Source organism: Actinomyces slackii (assembly GCF_900637295.1).
Lineage (GTDB): Bacteria > Actinomycetota > Actinomycetes > Actinomycetales > Actinomycetaceae > Actinomyces > Actinomyces slackii.
On sequence record NZ_LR134363.1, the window covers coordinates 201,129 to 220,571 of the forward strand.

Genomic DNA, 19,443 nt, shown 5'->3' on the forward strand with positions numbered 1-19,443 from the left:
CGCGTCTCCTCACCCGGCCCTTGGCCGCTAGTTCCCAGCGGGCATGTTGGGCAGCTCAACAGCCGGGCCCTCGCCGTTGGTCACCGTCACGCCGCGCAGGGCGAGCTGGCCCGAGCGGGCCCAGTCGGTGGCCTGGTTGAGAATCGACTGGGAGTAGGCCGGGGCGTGGAATCCGCGCCCGTTCTCCGAGAAGGAGTAGTCAATGACGAACTGGGCCTTGCGCTGATAGTCGCGGGCCTTGGTCAGCTGCTCCTCAGTGGCCGAGCCGTTCTTGGAGGCCTCGGTGATATCCGTGATGAGCGCATCCAGGGCGGTGAAGCTCACGTTCATCGACCCCTGCCAGGTGGTCTGGATGTTGTCCACCCGCTGGCGCATCTCACTGGCCGAGCTGTGGTGGCAGGTCAGGCAGGAGGAGTTGATGGTCTCCTCGCTGGCCATCGGGCTCATGATCTGGTGATTGGAGACCTTGGCGGCGCCCTCGCGGTTGTAGGACATGTGGCAGTCCGCGCAGGTCACGCCATTGGCCGCGTGGATGCCCTGGGAGTAGGTCTCGAAATCGGGGTGCTGGGCCTTGAGCACCGGAGCCCCGCTCTCCTCGTGGGTGAAGTCGGTCCACCCGATCTCGTCGTAGCGCTCCATCGCGTTGTACACGGTCAGGCCCTTGTCCCAGGGGAAGGTCAGAGTCTTCTCATCGCCCTTGAAGTAGTACTCCACGTGGCACTGGGCGCACACGTAGGAGCGCATCTCCTCATTGGTGGCATCGCGGTTGACATCGTAATCGGCGATGCCCTCCGCCGCCTTGGCCTTCTTGATCCCGTCCACGAAGGCGGGCCGGGTGATGGTCAGCTCCATGGTCTGGGGATCGTGGCAGTCGATGCAGGCGATGGAGGTGGTCGCATGCTCCACGGCCTCGTTGTAGCTCAGGGCGTTCATGGCGTGGAACCCGGCCTCCCGGTCCCCCTTGCCGAGCTTGTCGTAGATCTCAGGAGTCGAGGCGTGGCAGTTCAGGCAGGCTCCCGGCTGCTTGAAGGGCTCCTGAACGCGCTTGGTGTACTTCTGGTCGATCAGCGCCCATTCGTGCCCGCGCGGCTCGGTGTAGTCCGCGGCGAAGGGGTAGCCGCGCCACATCCTCTGGGCACGGGGCTCAGCATCGATGCGCGACTGCGTGTGGTACTCGCGCGGGTCATCGGCGGTGGGCTCGACCTTGACGAAGTCGCCGTCGGTGTCCTCGACGGTCGCCTTGTACTGCTCGTAGTGGATGGGGAAGTTCTTGCCCCACTCCGCCGGGTCATAGGACGTGTCCGACAGGGCGACGACCTGGGTGTAGGGGGACTTGGCCTCCTGCTTGTGGTCGAAGATCGTGGTCAGCAGCCAGGTCAGCAGCGCGGCCGCCACCGCGACGCCCACCAGCACGAGGATCGGCACCCATCTCTTGCGCGCACCCGCCCAGACGGTTGCGGCCTTGTCACTCGTTGCGGAACCCATCTCGTCTCACCTCTTGTGACCGACGCCGTCGTGGCACCGGATGCACGACATCGTCTCTCCCTTATGAGTCGAACTGTTGACGGCCTGGTCGACGTAGTCGCCATGGCAGTAGAGGCAGGCAGCCTCGGTGATCTCACGGTTGTGCTCACGGATCTGGATGTTCTCCGGGTAGTTCTGCAGCGTGAACTTCAGGGAGTGCCAGATGCCGTTGTCCGCCTTGTTGACGTACTTGTAGACGATGTCGTCATGGGGGGCGTGGCAATCGTTGCAGGTGGCCACGCCATGGTGACTGCCCTTGAGCCATCCGTCGTACTGCTCATTCATGGCGTGGCAGTTGGCGCAGGTCGCCGGGTCATCACTGAGGTAGCCGGTCACCCCCGAGTAGTGGACCGTGTAGGCCCCAACCCCGAGGACGACGCCCAGGAGCGAGGCGAGCACGATGCCCGACCACCCGGTGAAGGCATGCGTGAAGTCCCGCCACCGTGCGGCGACCCAGCGCTTCACGGGACTCCCCCCTCATCCGCTCGAGATCTGCGTCCTTGCCCGCCCGCGACCCTCGTGCGTCGTGCAGCCCCGGCGCCGCACCAGAGAAAAGCGGGCACTACGATTTTACCGAGGAGGCCTGCCGCCCGCCCAGTGGATGGTGACACCGTGTGCGAAAGGATCCCGCCGCAGACGCACAAGCGCCGCCAAAACAGGACTTACATCCCATCTGGCGGCGCTTGAGGAGGGCGGGAGGACTCAGGCCAGGGCGTCCACGGCGGCCTGGTAGTCGGGCTCCTGCCCGACCTCGGGAACCTGCTCGGCGTGCAGAACCCGGCCCTCGGCGTCGAGCACGACCACGGCGCGCGAGAGCAGGCCGGCCAGCGGCCCATCCGCGATGGTCACCCCGTAGTCGGTGCCGAAGCTGGAGCGGAAGGAGGAGGCGGTCACCACTCGGTCCAGCCCCTCGGCCCCGCAGAAGCGCCCCTGGGCGAAGGGCAGGTCCGCCGAGACGCACAGGACCGTGGTGTCCTCCAGCTGCGCGGCGAGCTGGTTGAACTGGCGCACCGAGGTGGCGCACACCCCGGTGTCCACCGAGGGGAAGATGTTGAGGACCACTCGCCCGCTGAGGTCCCGGCTGGTCACGGGCGACAGGTCCGCCCCCACCAGCTCGAAGTCGGGGGCAGTGGTGCCAGGGGCGGGAAGCTCGCCAACAGTGCTGATCGGGTCTCCGTGAAAAGTGATTGAAGCCATGGGCCAAGAGTCCCAGGTCTCATCGGCGAGCACCAGAGGCGCGCCGCCCGGTTCCGCTCCCCGCTGAGGGCGCGGGCCGGCCCCGCCCACCTCGGCCTCACTCCAGGGGCCGGCCCGTCCTCGAGGTGCCGGCGACCTTGCGCACCAGCCACCGGGGCGCAGTGCGCAGGACCGCGTTGGCACTGCGATAGCGCAGGCTGGGGGTGCAGATCACCTGACCGCGGCGCACGGCGGCCAGGCCCTCGGCCGCCACCCTCTCCGAGTCGAGCCACACCGGGCCGCTCCAGGTGGAGTCATCGACGCCCGCCGCCGCATGGAAGCCGGTGTGCACCAGGCCCGGGCACAGCGCAGTCGCCGTGACCCCGGTGCCCTCCAGCTCGCTGGCCAGCCCCTCGGTGAAGCTGAGCACCCAGGCCTTATGCGCGGCGTAGGTGCCCATGGCGGTGCGCGCCGCCACCGAGGAGACATTGAGAATCGCTCCCCGCCCGCGCTCCGCCATGGCCCCTGCCGCCGCATGGGACAGGACCATGACAGCGCGCACCATGACATCCAGGGCCCGCTCCTCAGCCGCCAGCTCCCCACCCACGAAGGACTGCCCCAGGCCGAATCCGGCATTGTTGACCAGCAGGCCCACGGGTCGCCGGGGGCTGGTCAGGCGCTCGACGACGCGGTCCAGATCCGCGCGCAGGGCCAGATCCGCGGGCAGGACCTCCACCTGCACGCCGGCGAACTGACGCAGCTCCTCGGCCACCGCGCCGAGCCGCTCCTCGGTGCGCGCCACCAGGATGAGGCGATGATGGGCCTGGGCCAGCTGCCAGGCCAGCTCCAGTCCGATGCCGCTGGTGGCCCCGGTGACGAGTGCTGTTCCCATGGCCCCAGGCTACGCGCCGTCGCCTCGGCCGCGGGCTCAGCGACACCGGCCGACCCGCTGCCCAGGCGCAGGTCCGGGACACCGGCCAGAGGCGCTACCCTGCCTGCATGCGCCTGGCCACCTGGAACGTCAACTCCATCCGCACCCGCGTCGACCGCGTCCTGGCATTCCTGGAGCGCGAGAGCATCGACGCCCTGGCGATGCAGGAGATCAAGTGCCGCCCCGAGCAGTTCCCCAGCGAGCCATTCCAGGCCGCCGGCTACGAGTTGGCGATCCATGGCCTGAACCAGTGGAACGGGGTGGCCATCGCCTCGCGGATCGGGCTGGACGACGTCGTCCGCTCCTTCCCCGACCAGCCCGCCTGGGCATCCACGCAGGACGGTGAGGCGGTGGTCGAGGCCCGGGCCCTGGGGGCCACGGTGGGCGCCGCCTCGGGCTCGAGCCGGCCGGTGCGCCTGTGGAGCCTCTACGTCCCCAACGGCCGGGAGCTCACCCACCCCCACTACTCCTACAAGCTGGCATGGCTGGACCGGCTTCGCGACGCCGTCGGCACCTGGATGGAGGCCGATCCGGACCTCGACCTGGCCCTTGTGGGCGACTGGAACGTGGCGCCCCTCGACCAGGATGTCTGGGACATGGCCGCCTTCGAGGGCGCCACGCATGTCTCAGGCGCCGAGCGCCGCGCCTTCGCCGCCTTCGAGACGGTCGGCATGAGCGAGGTGACCCGCGAGCGCGTCACCAACTACACCTACTGGGACTACCAGAAGCTGCGGTTCCCCCGCAACGAGGGCATGCGCATTGACTTCGCCTACGCCTCGCCGTCCCTGGCCGCCCGGGTCAGCGGGGCCGCCATTGACCGCGACGAGCGCAAGGGCAAGGGCGCCTCCGATCACGTCCCGGTCATCATCGAGGTGGACTGAGCGGCGAGCCACCGCGCCGCTCAGTGGCCCGCCGGCCCGCTCATGCTCAATGGCCGCCCCGGATCACCGGCGGCGGCCATTGATTGATGGGGCGGGTCGGGCTCACTGGCCCTGGTTGCCCTCGGAGGAGTCCTGCCCGGAGCCGCCCTGGGCGCCGCCCTCCTGGGAGCCGCCCTCCTGGGAGCCGCCCTGAGATCCCCCGTCCTGCGAGCCGCCCCCCTGGGAGTCGCCCTGCGAGCCGCCCTCCTGGGAGCCGCCCTGGGACCCCCCGTCCTGGGAGTCGCTCTCGGAGAAGTCCTCGCGCAGGATGACCACGATCGGGTTGGACTCCGTGGCGGCGGTGTCCTCCACCAGCTCAGTGATCCCCAGCGCCTTGCCGACCGCCTCGGCGGTGGCGCGCTCCTCGGCGCCTCGGTAGTAGATCGTCGTCGCCGTGGGCTCGGAGGCGTCGTAGGTGCCCTGGGAGACCGTCACCGCGGTGAAGCCGGAGTTGGTGAGACGGTCCCCCGTGCGGCCCGCCAGACCGGTGATGGTGGTGCCGTTGTGGACCGTGATGCCCATCGTCAGATCGGCGGAGCCCTCGGCCGTCGCGCTGGGGGAGGCGGCCGCGCTGCCCTCGGAGCTCGCCTTGCCGTCCGCTGTGGGCGTCCCGCCACCGGCAGGCGCCTGGGAGGCGGCCTGACCGCCGCCCGAACCGCCTGAGCCGCCCGACCCTCCGCCTATCAGGGCGACGACACCCCAGCCCAGCGCGGGCACGATGATGAGGATGGCGAGCAGGGGTATCCAACTGCGCCAGCGCGGCACCTGCGCCCGGTGCACGCCAACGGGGACCGGCCCGTCATCCTCGCCGACGTCGAACTCGTCCTCGGGGTAGTGGTAACTGCTCACGCTCCCAAGATACCGGGCGCCGATCACTTTGCGGGGATTGTTCTCCCAGGGCGGCTCTGTCAGTCGGCGGTCAGTCGGCGGTCAGTCGGGCCGGTCGGCCGCCGGTCGGAGGTGCGGCGGCCGACCGGCCTGGCTAGGCTCGTGACGTGACCGACGCCAAGCCCCTGTCCGAGCTCGTCGACCCCGCCTGGGCTCGCGCCCTGGCCTCGGTCGAGCCCACCGTCCATGAGATCGGCCAGCGCCTGCGCGCGGAGGTCGCCTCCGGCTCGGGCTACCTGCCGGCGGGCAGCGATGTCCTGCGGGCCTTCACCTACCCCATGGACTCGGTCCGCGTCCTCATCGTGGGCCAGGACCCCTACCCCACCCCCGGCCATCCCGTGGGCCTGAGCTTCTCGGTGGCGCCCGGGGTGCGGCCGCCCCGGAGCCTGGAGAACATCTTCCGGGAGCTGGTCTCCGACCTGGGGGTCGCCCCTCCGTCATCCGGGGATCTCACGCCCTGGTGCGAGCAGGGGGTCATGCTGCTCAACCGGGTGCTCACCGTGCGCCCGGGCGCCCCGGCCTCTCACAAGGGCTGGGGCTGGGAGACGGTCACCCAGCGAGCCATCGAGGCCCTGGTCGAGCGCGGCGGGCCGCTGGTGGCGATCCTGTGGGGTCGCCCCGCCCAGTCCCTGACCCCCATGCTGGGAGACACGCCGATCATCGCCTCCCCGCATCCCTCGCCGCTGTCGGCCTCCCGGGGGTTCTTCGGATCGCGGCCCTTCTCCCGGGCCAATGAGCTCCTGGAGTCGATGGGCGGCCAGCCGATCGACTGGCGCCTGCCCTGAGCCCCCTCGAGGCGATCCCCGGACGGCCGGGTCATCCCGTGAAGGGGGCCATGAGGATCATCACCACCCCGGCGAAGGCCTCGACCGCCCCGACCCACTGGATCGGGATGAAGAACAGGGTGTGGATATTGCTTCGCGCCTCCACCAGGCCCCTGGTCTGATGGAGGACGATCTGCTCGACCTGCTGCGTCGCCTCCTCCTGGGAGGAGGGAGCGGGCGCTCCGGGTGCCACCTGGAACTCTCCGCTGTTGACCCGCCGCCACAGCTCAGCGCGCAGGCGCTGCACCTGCGAGGCCGCCTCGTTGCGCGGATTAATCGTGTTGAGCCAGTGGCCCAGCGCACCATTGGCCGCTCCCGCAACGATCAGCCCTATTCCGATCGCCGCTTTGAACAGCGCCTCCCGCTCGAGGGTGGACTCCCCCATCGCGGCGATGGGGGCGATCACCCCCGCCGTGATGAAGACCGCCAGAATCCCCCAGCCACGCCAAATGATCATGCCTGGCACGGTAGCAACGCGCCCCTGGTCCCCATAGGGGGAGAGCAGCACTCCGGGCAGGACTGCCCATGCCCCACCGGCCTGCCCGCGGCGGACCGGGCGGCCGCAGCAGGACAGGCAGGCAGGGCAGGCGGTGCCTGCCCTGGCCTCAGGCCTGAGGCACACTGGGGCCATGCCCTCGCAGCCCTCCCAGACCTCCCAGCCCTCCCAGCCCTGGACAGCTCCCGGCGCCGCGCCGGCGCTCCCGATTCTGCCGCGCACCGGCATCGGCACCGATGTCCACGCCTTCGCCGAGCCGGACTCGCCTGAGGCCCGCGCCCCCCTTCACCTGGCTTGCCTGGAGTGGCCGGGCGAGCAGCCGCTGGCGGGCCACTCCGACGGCGATGTGGTGGCCCACGCCTGCTGCGACGCCCTGCTCTCCGCGTCGGGGCTGGGAGATCTGGGCTCCACCTTCGGCACCGCCGAGCCTCAGTGGAAGGGAGCCGCGGGCGCCGTCCTGCTGGCCGAGACCGCCCGACGTGTGCGCGAGGCCGGCTTCGAGATCGGCAATGTGGCCGTCCAGCTCATCGGCGCCCGCCCCCGCGTGGGGCCGCGCATGGCCGAGGCCGCCCAGGCGCTGACGCGCGCCGCCGGCGCGCCGGTGTCCTTCACCGCGACCACCACCGACCACCTGGGCTTCCTGGGGCGCCAGGAGGGCCTGGCCGCCATCGCCACGGCCCTGGTGGTGCCCGCCGCCCTCCGCCCCGGAGGGGATTGAGGAGAGCGGGCCCGAAGGAGGAATCGGTCCGCGCAGGCAGCATCATAGTTTCCCCGAGATACCTTGACGGCTCGGAACTCAATCTCCTCCACAGCGGTCGCGTCCCGTATGTTTGGGCCGTGAGCGATCTCCAGCCCCACGCGCCTTCCCTGCGCCTCTACGACTCCGCCCAGCGCGCCGTCGTCCCCTTGGCACCCACGGTCACGCCCGGGGTGGTCACCATTTATCTGTGCGGTGCCACCGTCCAGGGCAGCCCGCATATCGGGCATATGCGATCGGCCATCGCCTTCGACGTCCTGCGCCGCTGGCTGGAGCGCCAGGGCCAGCAGGTCATCCTCATTCGCAATGTCACCGACATCGATGACAAGATCCTCACCAAGTCGGCCTGCGCCGAGCCCCCCGTGCCCTGGTGGGCCTGGGCCCAGCGCCACGAGCGCCAGTTCGACGCCGCCTACCGGGCACTGGGCGTCGCCGCCCCCACCTACGAGCCCCGGGCCACCGGGCATATCCCCGAGATGATCGATCTGGTCGCCCGGCTCCTGGAGTCCGGGCACGCCTACGTGGGCGAGGCCGGCAATGTCTACTTCGATGTCTCCTCCCTGCCCGGGTACGGCTCCCTGACCAATCAGCGCGTCGAGGACCTGGCCACCACCGAGGACGACTCCCAGCTCGACGAGGATATTGAGGCCGACAAGCTTGACCCGCGTGACTTCGCCCTGTGGAAGACCATCAAGCCGACCGATCCCGCCGACGCCGCCTGGGACGCCCCCTGGGGCCGGGGTCGGCCCGGCTGGCACCTGGAGTGCTCGGCCATGTCCCGGCGCTACCTGGGCGAGGAGTTCGACATCCACGGCGGCGGCATCGACCTGCGCTTCCCCCACCACGAGAACGAGCAGGCCCAGTCCCACGGGGCCGGCTGGGGCTTCGCGCGCCACTGGGTGCACAACGCCTGGGTGACCATCAAGGGCGCCAAGATGAGCAAGTCCCTGGGCAACTCCCAGACCGTGGCCTCGCTCATGGAGCGCTATGAGCCCGTGGTGCTGCGCCTGGCCCTGGGCACGGTTCATCACCGCTCGACCGTGGAGTTCTCCGAGGAGACCCTGGCCGAGGCCGCCGCCCTGTGGGACCGCCTGGCCGGCGCCATCCTGCGGGCCCGGGAGGCCACCGGTGAGGCGGGCGAGGCGATCGACGCCGCCCCCGCCGAGCTGCGCGCCCGCGCCCTGCCCGCCGACTTCACTTCGGCGCTGGACGAGGACCTCAACCTCGCCGGGGCCATGGCCTGCGTGCACGCCACCCTCAAGGAGCTCAATCGGGCCCTGTCGGAGACCGGCGCCGATCAGGACGCCCCCGCCCCGGCCAGCGGCGCCGGGCGCGCCGAGCCGGCCAATGCCGCGCAGATCATCGCCACCGTCCTGGACCTGCGCGCCCAGCTCGACGTCCTGGGGCTCGACCCCCTGGCCGAGCCCTGGCGCGCCTCCGTGGTCACGGGCACCGGCGAGAGCGCCGGGGCCGCCATGGCCACCCTCGACCGCCTCATCCAGCACGACCTGGACGAGCGGGCCCACGCCCGCGCCGCCAAGGACTGGGCCCGGGCCGACGCCCTGCGCGACAAGCTCACGGCGGCCGGCGTCGTCGTCGAGGACTCCCCCGCCGGGGCCCGCTGGCACCTGGCCTGAGACATCCGCCCATCAGCACCCACGAGCAGGAGGCACCCCGCGATGCCCGGAAACGACCGCCGCCACGGCGCCGTGCGCAGGCCCGGCTCCAAGAAGGGCCCGACCAAGGGCTCGGGGGGCAACCGCCGCCAGGGCCTGGAGGGCAGGGGCCCCACGCCCAAGGCTGAGGACCGGGTGGGCCATCCCAAGGCGCGGGCCAAGGCCCGGGCGGAGGCCCGCGCCGCCCAGCCCACGCGCGCCAAGCAGCTGGAGAGGGTCCGGCGCCGCTTCGAGGTGCCCGAGGGCCATGAGATCCTGTGCGGCCGCAACGCCGTGGCGGAGGCCGCCTATGCGGCCGTGCCCATCTCCCGGGTGTTCATGGCGGTCTCGGCCGACTCCGACGAGCGTCTGGGCGCCGTGGTGCGCCGGGCCGCCCTTCTGGGGGCCCCGGTGCTGGAGACCACCAAGCTCGACCTGGAGGCCCTGACCGAGGGCGCCGCCCATCAGGGGGTGGCCATCGAGGTCCCCGCCTACGAGTACGCCGACCCCATGGACCTGCTCGAGCGCGCCCGCGCCGTGGGGCGCACCCCCCTGCTGGTCGCCCTGGACCAGATCACCGACCCCCACAACCTGGGCGCGGTGCTGCGCAGCGCCGGGGCCTTCGGCGCCGACGGCGTCATCATCCCCGAGCGCCGCAGCGCCGGCGTGAGCGCCGCCGCCTGGAAGGTCTCGGCCGGGGCCGCGGCCCGCGTGCGCGTGGCCCGGGCCACCAACCTGGTGCGCGCCCTGGAGCGCCTCAAGCGCGAGGGCTGCTTCGTCGTCGGGCTCGATGGCAGGGGCCAGGGCCTCATCGAGGACCTGCACCTGGCCGACTCCCCCCTGGTCCTGGTCACCGGCGCCGAGGGCGCCGGGCTCTCCCGCCTGGTGCGCGAGACCTGCGACCTGGTGGCCCGCGTGCCCATCTCCAGCTCGGTGGAGTCCCTCAACGCGGCCGTGGCCACCGGCATCAGCCTCTATGAGGTCGACCGCCTGCGCCGTCGGGCGCGCGATGGAGCCCACTGACCCATTCCCGCTCCCCATCCCATGCCCGCAGACATCCGGGGCCCGTTGCTGACACAATGGTCCCCAGCCGATCACAGGAGGACCATATGGCGCAGGACGCCTCGCAGCGCTGGAACCGCACGGATGGCGTGCTCATCGCCCCTGGCACCACGCCGGAGGCGGTGGCCGCCGCCTTCGCCGCACGCGGCGTCCTGGTGCGCCTGGAGTGGTTCCCCACCACCGCCCATCTGCTGAGCCTGACGCTGCTGACCGACGTCGAGGGGCGAGTGGCCGTGACCCCTCCGTCCCGCGGGGGCGCGGTGCCCGGCCCCGGGGTCAGCGAGCTGGTGGAGTCCCTGGCCCGGGAGTTCACCGCGGATGTGGCCATCGGCCCGGCCACCTTCAACGCGCTTCCCGACAGCGCCGAGCTGCCGGCCGTCTCCGCTCATGGGGCGGCCAGCACGCGCACCGTCGTCATCTCCCCCATGAGCGCCTACATGGTCCCCCTCCAGGCCACCCTGCTGGAGCGGCCCCTGGCAGTGGCCAATGCGCCGGCGCTGAGCCGGCGCATCGTCATGTACTCCGGGGAGGGCGCTGATCTGGGGGTCTTCGGCTGGGATGAGGAGTCCCTGCCCGCCCTCATCCTGACCTCCGACGCCGAGGACCTGTCCATCCGCGCGGTGACCACCGGGGATCCTGAGGACGACGCCGTCTTCTCCTGGGGCATGTCCTCCCTGCACGTGTGGGGCGGGGTCGAGGAGCCGGGGCCCGCCCTGCGCGCCCTGGCCGATGAGCTCCTGGCCGACCTGACGGACGCCTCCGGCATCGTGGCGGCGATCCCCGGCGCCGACCTGGAGGCGGCCACGGAGGCCATCGCCCAGCCCGGGCCCGAGGGCTTCGCCGCCATGCTGGCGGCCCTGGGCCTGCCCGAGTGGGTGGGCTCGGTCCTCACCGGCCGCCTGGCGCCGGTGGAGGCCCCCGGCGTGGTGGTCCATGAGCCGCGGGGCCTGTCCAATGCGGTGGGCCGCAGCGTGGGCCTGCTCCTGGCCGACCCCTCCACCCCCGGCTCCGCCTTCTGGCAGACCTATGTGCGCACGGTGACCGATCGCCCCTGGGCGGTGCGCGCCGGCGCCCTCCTGGAGGCAGGGCTCGGCGGCACCCTGGTGGGTGCCGCCGTGCGTCGGCGCCGCTCGACCGGCCTGCTCCCGGTGGGGCTGACCGCCGTGGGGGTCTTCCTCATGGTCGATGCCATCACCGAGGTCTCCCTGGCGTCATGGACGCGGCACCGCGAGTTGCGGCGCCGCGCCGATGAGGAGATGGCCCTCGTGGCCGAGGAGCTCGGGGCCTGACCGAGGCTCCCGGGCCGCGCTCAGCGGCCACGGGCGCCCCGCCGGCCCTCAGCGGGAGGTGATCCCCTCATTGACCTGGCTGATCTGCTGGCGGTAGTACAGCCATCCGCCAACCCACATTAGAGCGTAGGCGATGAGGAAGGTGATGGCGAAGCCCAGCAGCGTCCGTCCGGGGAGGAACCACTGCAGGTACCACCCGGCGCCGAAGACGCCGAGCGCCACGATCCCCAGGTGGGTCAGGGAGGCGGCGGCGATGCTCAGCCGCTCGGCGTCGTAGACCATGGCGGCCAGGGCGCACACGGCGCCCAGCAGCGCGTAGACGATGAACTGGATGAGGACCGCGGTGTTCTCGTTGGCGAAGCCCTCCAGGAAGCCGGGCGCACCGGGGAGGTAGTCCGCGCCCTTCATGCTGGAGACCAGCAGGGAGATGACCGATCCGATGGTCACGCCCCCCATGGCGCCGACTCCGGCACGGGTGAGGATCGAGGTGTTCATGATGTGCTCCTTTCGTGGATGAGTGTGGGGCGTGGGTCAGGTGGGGCCGGCCGGGCCTAGAGCCCGAGCGAGGCCTTGAAGCGGGGGATGGAGCGCCGCGAGACGAAGCACCGCGTGCCGTCCTTGAGCTGGATGCCGATGGTCCCGGTGCCGGACAGGTCCAGGAAGGCCACCTGGGCGAGGTTGACGATCTCGCCCTGGTTGATGCGGATGAAGTCACGGGCGGGCAGCATGGACTCCAGCTCGTGGAGGCGATGGTGGACCTGCCAGTGGCCGGCGGCGTCCTGGGCCAGCACCTTCTTGTCCCGGGTGTAGAAGCGCAGGACCCGGCGGGGGTCGAGCAGGACGGTGCGATCGCCCGCGGTGGCGGTCAGGCGGGGCGCCGCCCCCAGCCCGGTCAGGGCTGACTCGATGCGGCGCACCTCCTCATCGAGGGCGGCGGCCCGCACCTCCACCTCCGTCTCGTGCAGGCCAGGATCAATGCTGATGGTGACCTTCATGGCGTGCTCCTCGTCCTCGTGGGCGGGACCCGGTGCCTCCGCCTGGTATCAGTCAAGCGCAGGATGGCCCACGAGCCGCTATCGGGGCGGACAAGCGGTCGCCACAGGGGGATATGCGGTGCGGCGGCGGTGGATCGCGCCGGTGGATCGCGCCGGTGCGGCCAGGGCGCTCAGCCGCCGATGAGAAGCAGGGCGCCCACCATGAGGAGGTTGATGATCACGAGGACGGATACCACGGTGATGACGAGGACCCCCACGTTCCGGCGTCGGACTGGCCCCTGATCATCGAAGGTCAGCGAGCCCTTCCAGTGGTTGTTGTAGGCCGACGCCGCGTAGTAGACGGGCACGTGGGCGCCCGGTGCCAGCATGAAGGACAGGCGCGGGCCACCGGTCAGGGTGTCCCGGCACTCGATCACCACGGGCCCCGCCGGCAGCCAGAGGCCCTGGACCCTCTCGCTGCTGCGCGGGAGCGCCCACCCGTTGATGGTCGTGCGCGGCACGGACGCCAGGAAGCGGATGTAGGTGTAGTGGATCTCCACGTACCCGGCATCGGGCGGGACCTGCCCCGGCCACTGAGGCGCCGGCGGCCGGGGCGCCCACCTGTCCTCATGTGCCTCCATGGCCCCTCATTGTGCCCCCGCATCCGCCCTGCCCGGGCAGGTATGGGGAAGCGCGCCAAGGGCCCGCCTGGCCTCAGCGGAGCGCCTCCGGGGTCAGGACCTGGACGCCGGCCTGGGACAGGGCCTGGGACAGCGCCTGGGGCGGGCGCTCCTCGGTGACGAGGAAGTCGGCGATCTCCAGGGGGCCGATGGCGGCGAAGAGGCGCTGGCCCAGCTTGGTGGAGTCGGCCAGGATCGCCACGCGGCGGGCCCGGCCGGCCATCTGCCCCAGCATGGCGGCCTCGTCGAGATTGGAGGTGGACAGGCCCTCCTCGTCGACGGCGCCGACCCCGATGAGGGCGAGGTCGACGTGGATGTCGTTCTCCACCCCGGAGATGGAGGAGGCGAAGGCGACCGGGCCGATGGTCACCTGGCCCGAGAGGCGCACATGCCCGCCGATGACGTAGATGTCCCGGCAGGAATCGGCGTTGATCTCCGCCGGCAGGGAGAGGTTGTTGGTGGCGATGATGAGCTCACGGCGCTCACTGAGGTAGTGCAGCATGGCCAGCGCCGTGGTGCCGCCGTTGATGAACAGGACATCGCCGTCCTGGACGAGCCCAGCCGCCATCTGGCCGATCCGGTCCTTCTGCTCGGCCTGGAGGCGGGCGCGCTCGGACAGGGAGGTGTCATGGCCGGGCAGGGAGGAGTTCGACATCGCCCCGCCGTGCATGCGGATGATCAGGCCATCGGCGTCGAGCTGGTCGAGATCGCGCCTGATGGTGTCGGTGGAGACTCCGAAGCGCTCTGCCAGCGCCGCCACCGTGACCTGCCCGAGCCGGTTCACGTGGCTGGCGACCTCTGCCTTGCGACCTGCGGGAAGGCGCGACGAGATGTCGTTCATGCCTCCGAGTGTAGACGAGGAGGAGGAAGAATACAGGGAAACTTTACGGGTTCGTTACGTGACCTAGAAGTGGACAAACGCAGATTCCCGCACTACGCTACCGCTCAGGCGTCACAAAATCGCGAATACCCGCATGATGACGCAAACCCTAGCAGTACTCGTATCAATGACGATGGAGTGAACGATGCAGATGCGCAGACGCGAACTCGGCCGGATGGCCGCGGTGATGTCCGCCCTGGCAGCCCTGAGCGTGGCGGGCTGCGGCGGCAGTGGCTCGGGGAGCGGGGAGGTGACCCTGGAGTTCACCCAGTGGTGGGAGCCCGAGCTCCCCGACGGCACCTTCCGCGCTCTTATGGACACCTTCGAGAAGCAGAACCCCGGGATCAAGGTCGAGCTGCTCTCAGGCCCCTACGCCTCCACCAAGGAGCAGCTCGTCGCAGGAGCGGCCTCCAAGACCATGCCCGACGTCGTCGGGCTCGACGGCGCCTGGGTCTCCGACTTCGCCAAGCAGGGCGCGATCGCTGATCTCACCGCGCTGATGGGCGAGCAGAAGTTCGACGACTCCCAGCTGGCCAGCCAGATCCAGATCGACGGCGCGACCTACATGATCCCGGTGGTCAACTTCGTCTACCCCATGTTCGCCAACATGAACCTGCTCTCCGGGGCCAAGGTCTCCGCCATGCCCTCGACCCGCGAGGAGTTCCAGGCCGCGGCCAAGGCCGTCGCTGCCACCGGGGGCGACGTCTCCGGCTGGGCTCTGCCCCTGTCCCTGGAGGCGCCCAACGGCATCCAGAACGATGTCATGTCCTGGGTGTGGGCCTCAGGGGGCTCCATGCTCGCCGATGGCAAGCCGAACCTGGTCGGCAACAAGGACGTCATCAGCGCCTGCGAGTTCATCAAGGGGATGTGGGACGAGGGCGTCATCTCCCCGGGTGCCTTCACCATGAAGGAGCAGGACAAGGTCGAGGACTTCACCAACGGCCGCACCGGCCTCATGATCGACTCCCTGGCCCATGTCAACACCATCCGCAAGGGCAACCCGGATCTGTCCTTCGACATCTCGGCCCTGCCGGCGGTCTCCGGGTACACCGGCGAGCGCGGCATGCCCTACGCCTCCTGGGGGATCGGGGTCTCCGCCTCCACCGAGCACCCGGCGGAGGCCTGGAAGCTCGTCGCCTTCCTCATGGGCGCCGACATCAACGCCCAGCTGGCCAACGACGCCAAGGCCTTCCCCGGCAACTCCACGGCCACCCCCGACTTCGTCGAGGACGACGAGGTCTTCAAGAAGGCCTTCGACATCTGGAGCTCGGGCAAGCCCGCCAACGAGTTCACGGGCCTGCCGGTCTCCGAGACCCTCATGCGCGACTTCGACGAGCAGTTCCAGAGTTACCTGCGCGGTGACATCACCCTCGAGACCTGCCTGGCCAACGCGCAGAAGGCCTGGGAGGCGAAGTTCTGACCCGGCCCGCTCCAACCCGGCGGCGGGGACGGGCACCGGCCCGGCCCCGCCGCATGGAGGAAAGCACGATGACCCCCACTGCCGCTCCCGCACGCCCCGGCACCGCCCATCCCGGGCGGTCGCGCCAACCCCTGGCGATGGCCGTCCCCTACGCCTACCTGTCCCCCACCATCCTTCTCCTGCTGATCCTCATGGCGACGCCGATCGTCATCGTCATCGGCTACTCCCTCATGGATGCCGTCATCACCGCGCCGCGATCGACCTTCGTCGGCCTGAGCAACTACACCGAGATCCTCACCAGTGCGAAGTTCCGCACCGCCCTGGGGAATACGGCCTGGTTCGTGGGGGCCAGCGTCGTCGCCCACATGCTGCTGGGCCTGGGATTCGCCACACTGCTCAACTCCGAGGCCGTCTCCCCCGTGACGCGGGCGGTCTTCCGCACGCTGTTCGTGCTCCCCTGGCTGCTGACGGTGGCCATCATCGCCATCCTGTGGCGGCTGCTGCTCAACCCCAATGGCGTCATCAACGCCATCCTGTCGGGGATCGGGGCCGTGACCGGTCAGCACGAGTGGCTCGCCGATCCCGACCTGGCGCTGGGGGTCGTCACCGTCATCAACATCTGGTCCGGCTACCCCTTCTTCATGATCTCCATCCTGGCCGGCCTCCAGGGGATCCCCAAGGACCTGTATGAGGCCGCCGAGGTCGACGGCGCGGGCGCCCTGCGCCGATTCTGGTCCATCACCCTGCCCCAGCTGCGGCCCATCATCATCTCGATGGCGCTGCTCGACGTCATCTGGACCTCCCAGCAATTCGCCCTGATCTGGATGACCACCGGCGGCGGGCCCCTGGACCGCACCGAGATGCTGTCCACCTTCACCTACAAGCTGGCCTTCGCCGAGTACGACTTCTCCGGGGCCTCCGCCAGCGCCGTCATCGTGCTCCTGCTGTCCATGCTGCTCGCCTTCCTCTACGTGCGCAGCCAGAAGGCGAGGGACTGATATGACCTCCAAGCAGCGTCGCCAGCTGGTGACCAGGATCTGCGTGTGGGCCGGGCTCCTGGCCGGAGCCGGATTCGCCGCCTCCCCCATCGTGTGGATGGTGGCCTCCTCCTTCAAGCCCAATGCCCGGATCTTCGCCTCTCCTCCCCGGCTCATCGAGGAGGGGGCCTCCGTGGCCGCCTACACCGCGATCCTCAACGACCCTGACAAGATGCGATTCTTCGCCAACAGCTATTTCGTGGCCCTGTCGGTGACGATGCTGACCCTCGTGGTGGCGATCATGGCGGCCTACGCCTTCAGCCGCTTCGACTTCCCCGGCAAGAGGATTCTCAACGTCATCATCATCTCGGTGCAGGCCGTCCCGCCGATCACCCTGCTCATCCCGTTCTTCGGGCTCATGGTGAGCCTGAGGCTCTACAACACCTACCAGGGACTCATCGCCACATACATGGTGTTCACCCTCCCCTACGCCATCATCATGCTCACCGGGTACTTCAACACCCTGCCCCGCGAGCTCGACGAGGCCGCCAAGGTTGACGGGACCGGCTCATTCGGCGCCCTGTGGCGGGTACTGGTGCCGATCTCGGTGCCGGGAATCGTCTCGGTGGGCATCTACACCTTCATGATCGCGTGGAACGAGTACCTGTTCGCGCTGACCCTGACCCGCACCAATGACATGCGCACCGTCCCCATCGGCATCCAGCTGCTCATGGGGCAGCACGCCTACGAGTGGAACGAGATGATGGCGATGTCCGTGCTCGGCTCGATCCCCGTCGTCATCCTCTTCATCGTCTTCCAGCGCTATTTCATCGGAGGAATGACCGCTGGATCCGTCAAGAACTGATCGTGACCCCACAACACAGGAAGGCAAGTACTCAGATGCTAATGACCGGATGTGACGTCCTCGCCGTCGCACATGAGCACAGGTTCGCGGTCCCCGCGTTCAACATCTCCAGCTACTCGATGCTGCGCGCCGTGGTCGATGTCTGCGAGGAGAAGCGCTCCCCGCATATCATCGCCATCCATCCCGATGAGCTGAGCCACATCCGCCCCGCCATGCTCGCCTCGATCATCAGGATCGCCCACGAGTCCACCGTTCCCACCGCCATCCACCTGGACCACGGCGCCAGTTACGAGCAGGTGCTGGGCGCAATCCAGGCCGGATTCACCTCCGTCATGATCGACAAGTCACTGGCCCCCTTCGAGGAGAACATCGAGGAGACCCGCAGGGTCGTGCACGCCGCCCACGCCGTGGGCATCTCCGTGGAGGCCGAGCTGGGGACCATCGGGGTCTCCGACCAGTACGGGGAGACCGGCACCGAGGAGATCCTCTACACCGATCCCGACGACGCCGCCCGCTTCGTTGAGGCCACTGGCACCGACTCCCTGGCCATCGCCATCGGCACGCGCCATGGCCTCTACCCCACCGAGGTCAAGCCCGAGCTGCGCCTGGACCTGCTGGAGACCATCGCCGGCCGAGTGGACATCCCCCTGGTGCTCCACGGAGGCTCGAACAACTCCGACACCGAGATCGCGGGCGCCGTGCGCGGCGGCATCAACAAGATCAACATCTCCTCGGACATCAAGGCGGCCTACTACCTCAGGATGCGCGAGGTTCTGGCCGACACCCACCTGCGCGAGCCCAATGTCATCGAGCCCCCCTGCCAGGAGGCGCTCATGGCATGCGCGGCGCAGAAGATCGACCTGTTCGCCTCGGCCGGCACGGCCGAGCTGTACTGATCGGCATCAGGACTCCAGGAGGGGAGCATGCCAGGACGGATCATTCTTGGTCTCGGTGGCACGGTGGACTACGAGCTCCACTGGCAGACCGGGGCGCTCCAGGCACTGGTGGATGAGTGCCGGATCCGCCTGGCCGAGCTCGAGGACGAGCCCCCGGCGGTGGCGCATGGGACCAGGGAGATGGTCCTGGCCATCCTGCGCTCCATGCGCCACGGCCGGGGCTGGGAGTGCTATGCGGCCGACCGGCCGGCCCTCATCGACCTCGCTGGACGCTTCGAGCGGAGCACGACCCTGGGCGGCACCTGCGTGCGGGCTGCCCTGGCCCTGGCCCGGCTCGGCGTGCCCTCAACGGTCCACCTGGTCTCCATGAGCCCCGAGGTGCGCCGGCTCCTGCCCCCGAAGGTCGAGCGCCTGTGCAGCGCCGCGCAGGACAGCCTCGACCCGCATGTCATCGTCCAGTACCCCCGTGGCGCCCAGCTGCGCCTGGTCGACGGGACAGTGAGGAGCTCGCGCCCCAACCGGGTCATCCTGGTCAACGACGAGCCCAACGAGCACATGCTCCTGGCCCCCGGTCTGGCGCGGGCCGTGGGCCGGGCCCGGGCCGTGCTCATCTCGGGCCTGAACACGATGAAGTCGCAGGCCGAGCTGCGCGAGCGCCTCACCGAGCTGGAGCGGATCCTGGCGGGAGCCCCGGGCGATGTCATCTACGAGGACGCCGGCTTCCACGATGAGGCCATGCGACAGGTGGTGCTCAGCGCGATGCCCCGGATGGTCTGGGCCCACTCCCTCAACGAGGACGAGGCCCAGCACTACCTGGGTCGCTCCGTCAACCTGGAGGACCCCGGCCAGGTGGTCTCCATGATGAGGGACCTGCTGGCACTGCTGGGCAGCCCGGCCGTCATGGTTCACACCAGCGGCTACGCCGCCGTCGTGGGCAGGGACGCGCAGCGCCTGCACCGTGCCGCCGAGTTCGGCTGCCTCATGGCCTCGACCCGCTACCTGCACGGGGATGCCCACGGCCGCGCCGAGTACGAGGCCGTGCGCCGGGCCGGGCGCGATCCGCGGGGACTGGACCTGGCGCGCGACCCCGCGATCAGCCGGGCGGGCGTGCTCATCGCCCCCTCCTTCGCGGTGCGCCCCGACTCGCCGACGACGATCGGCCTGGGCGACGCCTTCATCGGCGGCGTCATGGGCAGCCTCGCCGGCGCCGAGGGGCTGTGAGGCCGGGC

The 19,443-nt window shown here is 70.1% G+C and carries 21 protein-coding genes; 11 read left to right on the forward strand and 10 right to left on the reverse strand.

The genetic code is table 11. The features are described 5' to 3' along the window. Positions 1–27 precede the first annotated feature (27 nt). From EL266_RS00840 to EL266_RS00855, 4 genes are all read right to left on the reverse strand, one after another. Positions 28–1,485, reverse strand: a complete 1,458-nt coding sequence (locus EL266_RS00840; RefSeq protein ID WP_026427848.1) for an ammonia-forming cytochrome c nitrite reductase subunit c552 — start codon at positions 1,483–1,485, stop codon at positions 28–30. 6 nt (positions 1,486–1,491) lie between these two features. Further along, a complete protein-coding gene (gene nrfH / locus EL266_RS00845; RefSeq protein ID WP_026427847.1) occupies positions 1,492–1,989 on the reverse strand; it encodes a cytochrome c nitrite reductase small subunit in 498 nt (165 codons plus the stop codon). Positions 1,990–2,226: 237 nt separating this feature from the next. Further along, entirely contained in the window at positions 2,227–2,721 is a 495-nt protein-coding gene (gene tpx / locus EL266_RS00850; RefSeq protein ID WP_026427846.1) for a thiol peroxidase, read from the reverse strand. A 97-nt stretch (positions 2,722–2,818) separates the two neighbouring features. Then, a complete protein-coding gene (locus EL266_RS00855) occupies positions 2,819–3,592 on the reverse strand; it encodes an SDR family NAD(P)-dependent oxidoreductase (protein WP_026427845.1) in 774 nt (257 codons plus the stop codon). Between the two features lie 107 nt (positions 3,593–3,699). Here EL266_RS00855 and EL266_RS00860 point away from each other — a divergent pair, with 107 nt between their 5' ends. Continuing rightward, positions 3,700–4,512, forward strand: a complete 813-nt coding sequence (locus tag EL266_RS00860) for an exodeoxyribonuclease III (protein ID WP_026427844.1) — start codon at positions 3,700–3,702, stop codon at positions 4,510–4,512. 102 nt (positions 4,513–4,614) lie between these two features. Here the strand turns inward: EL266_RS00860 and EL266_RS00865 are convergent, their stop codons facing one another. Then, on the reverse strand, positions 4,615–5,400 hold the full coding sequence (locus EL266_RS00865; RefSeq protein WP_084501082.1) for a LytR C-terminal domain-containing protein: 786 nt from the start codon (positions 5,398–5,400) through the stop codon (positions 4,615–4,617). A gap of 146 nt (positions 5,401–5,546) precedes the next feature. Here EL266_RS00865 and EL266_RS00870 point away from each other — a divergent pair, with 146 nt between their 5' ends. Next, positions 5,547–6,224, forward strand: coding sequence for a uracil-DNA glycosylase (locus tag EL266_RS00870; protein ID WP_026427843.1), 678 nt, complete (start codon positions 5,547–5,549; stop codon positions 6,222–6,224). A 31-nt stretch (positions 6,225–6,255) separates the two neighbouring features. Here the strand turns inward: EL266_RS00870 and EL266_RS00875 are convergent, their stop codons facing one another. Continuing rightward, complete coding sequence (locus tag EL266_RS00875; RefSeq protein WP_026427842.1) at positions 6,256–6,720, reverse strand: hypothetical protein; 465 nt, start codon at positions 6,718–6,720, stop codon at positions 6,256–6,258. Positions 6,721–6,892: 172 nt separating this feature from the next. Between EL266_RS00875 and ispF the strand changes: the two genes are divergently transcribed. The 4 genes from ispF (at position 6,893) to EL266_RS00895 (ending at position 11,522) form a co-directional block, all read left to right on the forward strand. Then, positions 6,893–7,477, forward strand: a complete 585-nt coding sequence (gene ispF, locus EL266_RS00880) for a 2-C-methyl-D-erythritol 2,4-cyclodiphosphate synthase (protein WP_051281423.1) — start codon at positions 6,893–6,895, stop codon at positions 7,475–7,477. A gap of 119 nt (positions 7,478–7,596) precedes the next feature. Beyond that, complete coding sequence (gene cysS / locus EL266_RS00885; RefSeq protein WP_026427840.1) at positions 7,597–9,153, forward strand: cysteine--tRNA ligase; 1,557 nt, start codon at positions 7,597–7,599, stop codon at positions 9,151–9,153. A 42-nt stretch (positions 9,154–9,195) separates the two neighbouring features. Beyond that, entirely contained in the window at positions 9,196–10,194 is a 999-nt protein-coding gene (gene rlmB, locus EL266_RS00890) for a 23S rRNA (guanosine(2251)-2'-O)-methyltransferase RlmB (RefSeq protein ID WP_026427839.1), read from the forward strand. Between the two features lie 86 nt (positions 10,195–10,280). Next, positions 10,281–11,522: a hypothetical protein gene (locus EL266_RS00895; protein WP_026427838.1), complete on the forward strand. Its 1,242-nt coding sequence runs from the start codon at positions 10,281–10,283 to the stop codon at positions 11,520–11,522. Between the two features lie 48 nt (positions 11,523–11,570). Here EL266_RS00895 and EL266_RS00900 read toward each other — a convergent pair whose 3' ends face one another. The 4 genes from EL266_RS00900 to EL266_RS00915 form a co-directional block, all read right to left on the reverse strand. Then, entirely contained in the window at positions 11,571–12,017 is a 447-nt protein-coding gene (locus EL266_RS00900) for a DUF3021 domain-containing protein (RefSeq protein WP_026427837.1), read from the reverse strand. Positions 12,018–12,073: 56 nt separating this feature from the next. Then, on the reverse strand, positions 12,074–12,517 hold the full coding sequence (locus tag EL266_RS00905) for a LytTR family DNA-binding domain-containing protein (RefSeq protein WP_026427836.1): 444 nt from the start codon (positions 12,515–12,517) through the stop codon (positions 12,074–12,076). Between the two features lie 170 nt (positions 12,518–12,687). Continuing rightward, on the reverse strand, positions 12,688–13,137 hold the full coding sequence (locus EL266_RS00910; RefSeq protein WP_026427835.1) for a hypothetical protein: 450 nt from the start codon (positions 13,135–13,137) through the stop codon (positions 12,688–12,690). A gap of 73 nt (positions 13,138–13,210) precedes the next feature. Continuing rightward, positions 13,211–14,017 carry a DeoR/GlpR family DNA-binding transcription regulator gene (locus EL266_RS00915; RefSeq protein WP_026427834.1) on the reverse strand — a complete coding sequence of 269 codons (807 nt, stop codon included), beginning with the start codon at positions 14,015–14,017 and terminating at the stop codon, positions 13,211–13,213. 184 nt (positions 14,018–14,201) lie between these two features. Here EL266_RS00915 and EL266_RS00920 point away from each other — a divergent pair, with 184 nt between their 5' ends. The 5 genes from EL266_RS00920 (at position 14,202) to EL266_RS00940 (ending at position 19,435) form a co-directional block, all read left to right on the forward strand. After that, positions 14,202–15,476, forward strand: a complete 1,275-nt coding sequence (locus EL266_RS00920) for an ABC transporter substrate-binding protein (RefSeq protein ID WP_232012063.1) — start codon at positions 14,202–14,204, stop codon at positions 15,474–15,476. Between the two features lie 68 nt (positions 15,477–15,544). Next, complete coding sequence (locus EL266_RS00925) at positions 15,545–16,474, forward strand: carbohydrate ABC transporter permease (RefSeq protein WP_051281407.1); 930 nt, start codon at positions 15,545–15,547, stop codon at positions 16,472–16,474. 1 nt (position 16,475) lies between these two features. Further along, positions 16,476–17,318: a carbohydrate ABC transporter permease gene (locus EL266_RS00930; RefSeq protein ID WP_026427831.1), complete on the forward strand. Its 843-nt coding sequence runs from the start codon at positions 16,476–16,478 to the stop codon at positions 17,316–17,318. Between the two features lie 41 nt (positions 17,319–17,359). Then, entirely contained in the window at positions 17,360–18,214 is an 855-nt protein-coding gene (locus tag EL266_RS00935; RefSeq protein WP_232012064.1) for a ketose-bisphosphate aldolase, read from the forward strand. Between the two features lie 27 nt (positions 18,215–18,241). Continuing rightward, positions 18,242–19,435 (forward strand): ADP-dependent glucokinase/phosphofructokinase, encoded by a 1,194-nt coding sequence (locus EL266_RS00940; RefSeq protein ID WP_026427829.1) that lies wholly within the window; start codon positions 18,242–18,244, stop codon positions 19,433–19,435. Positions 19,436–19,443 lie beyond the last annotated feature (8 nt).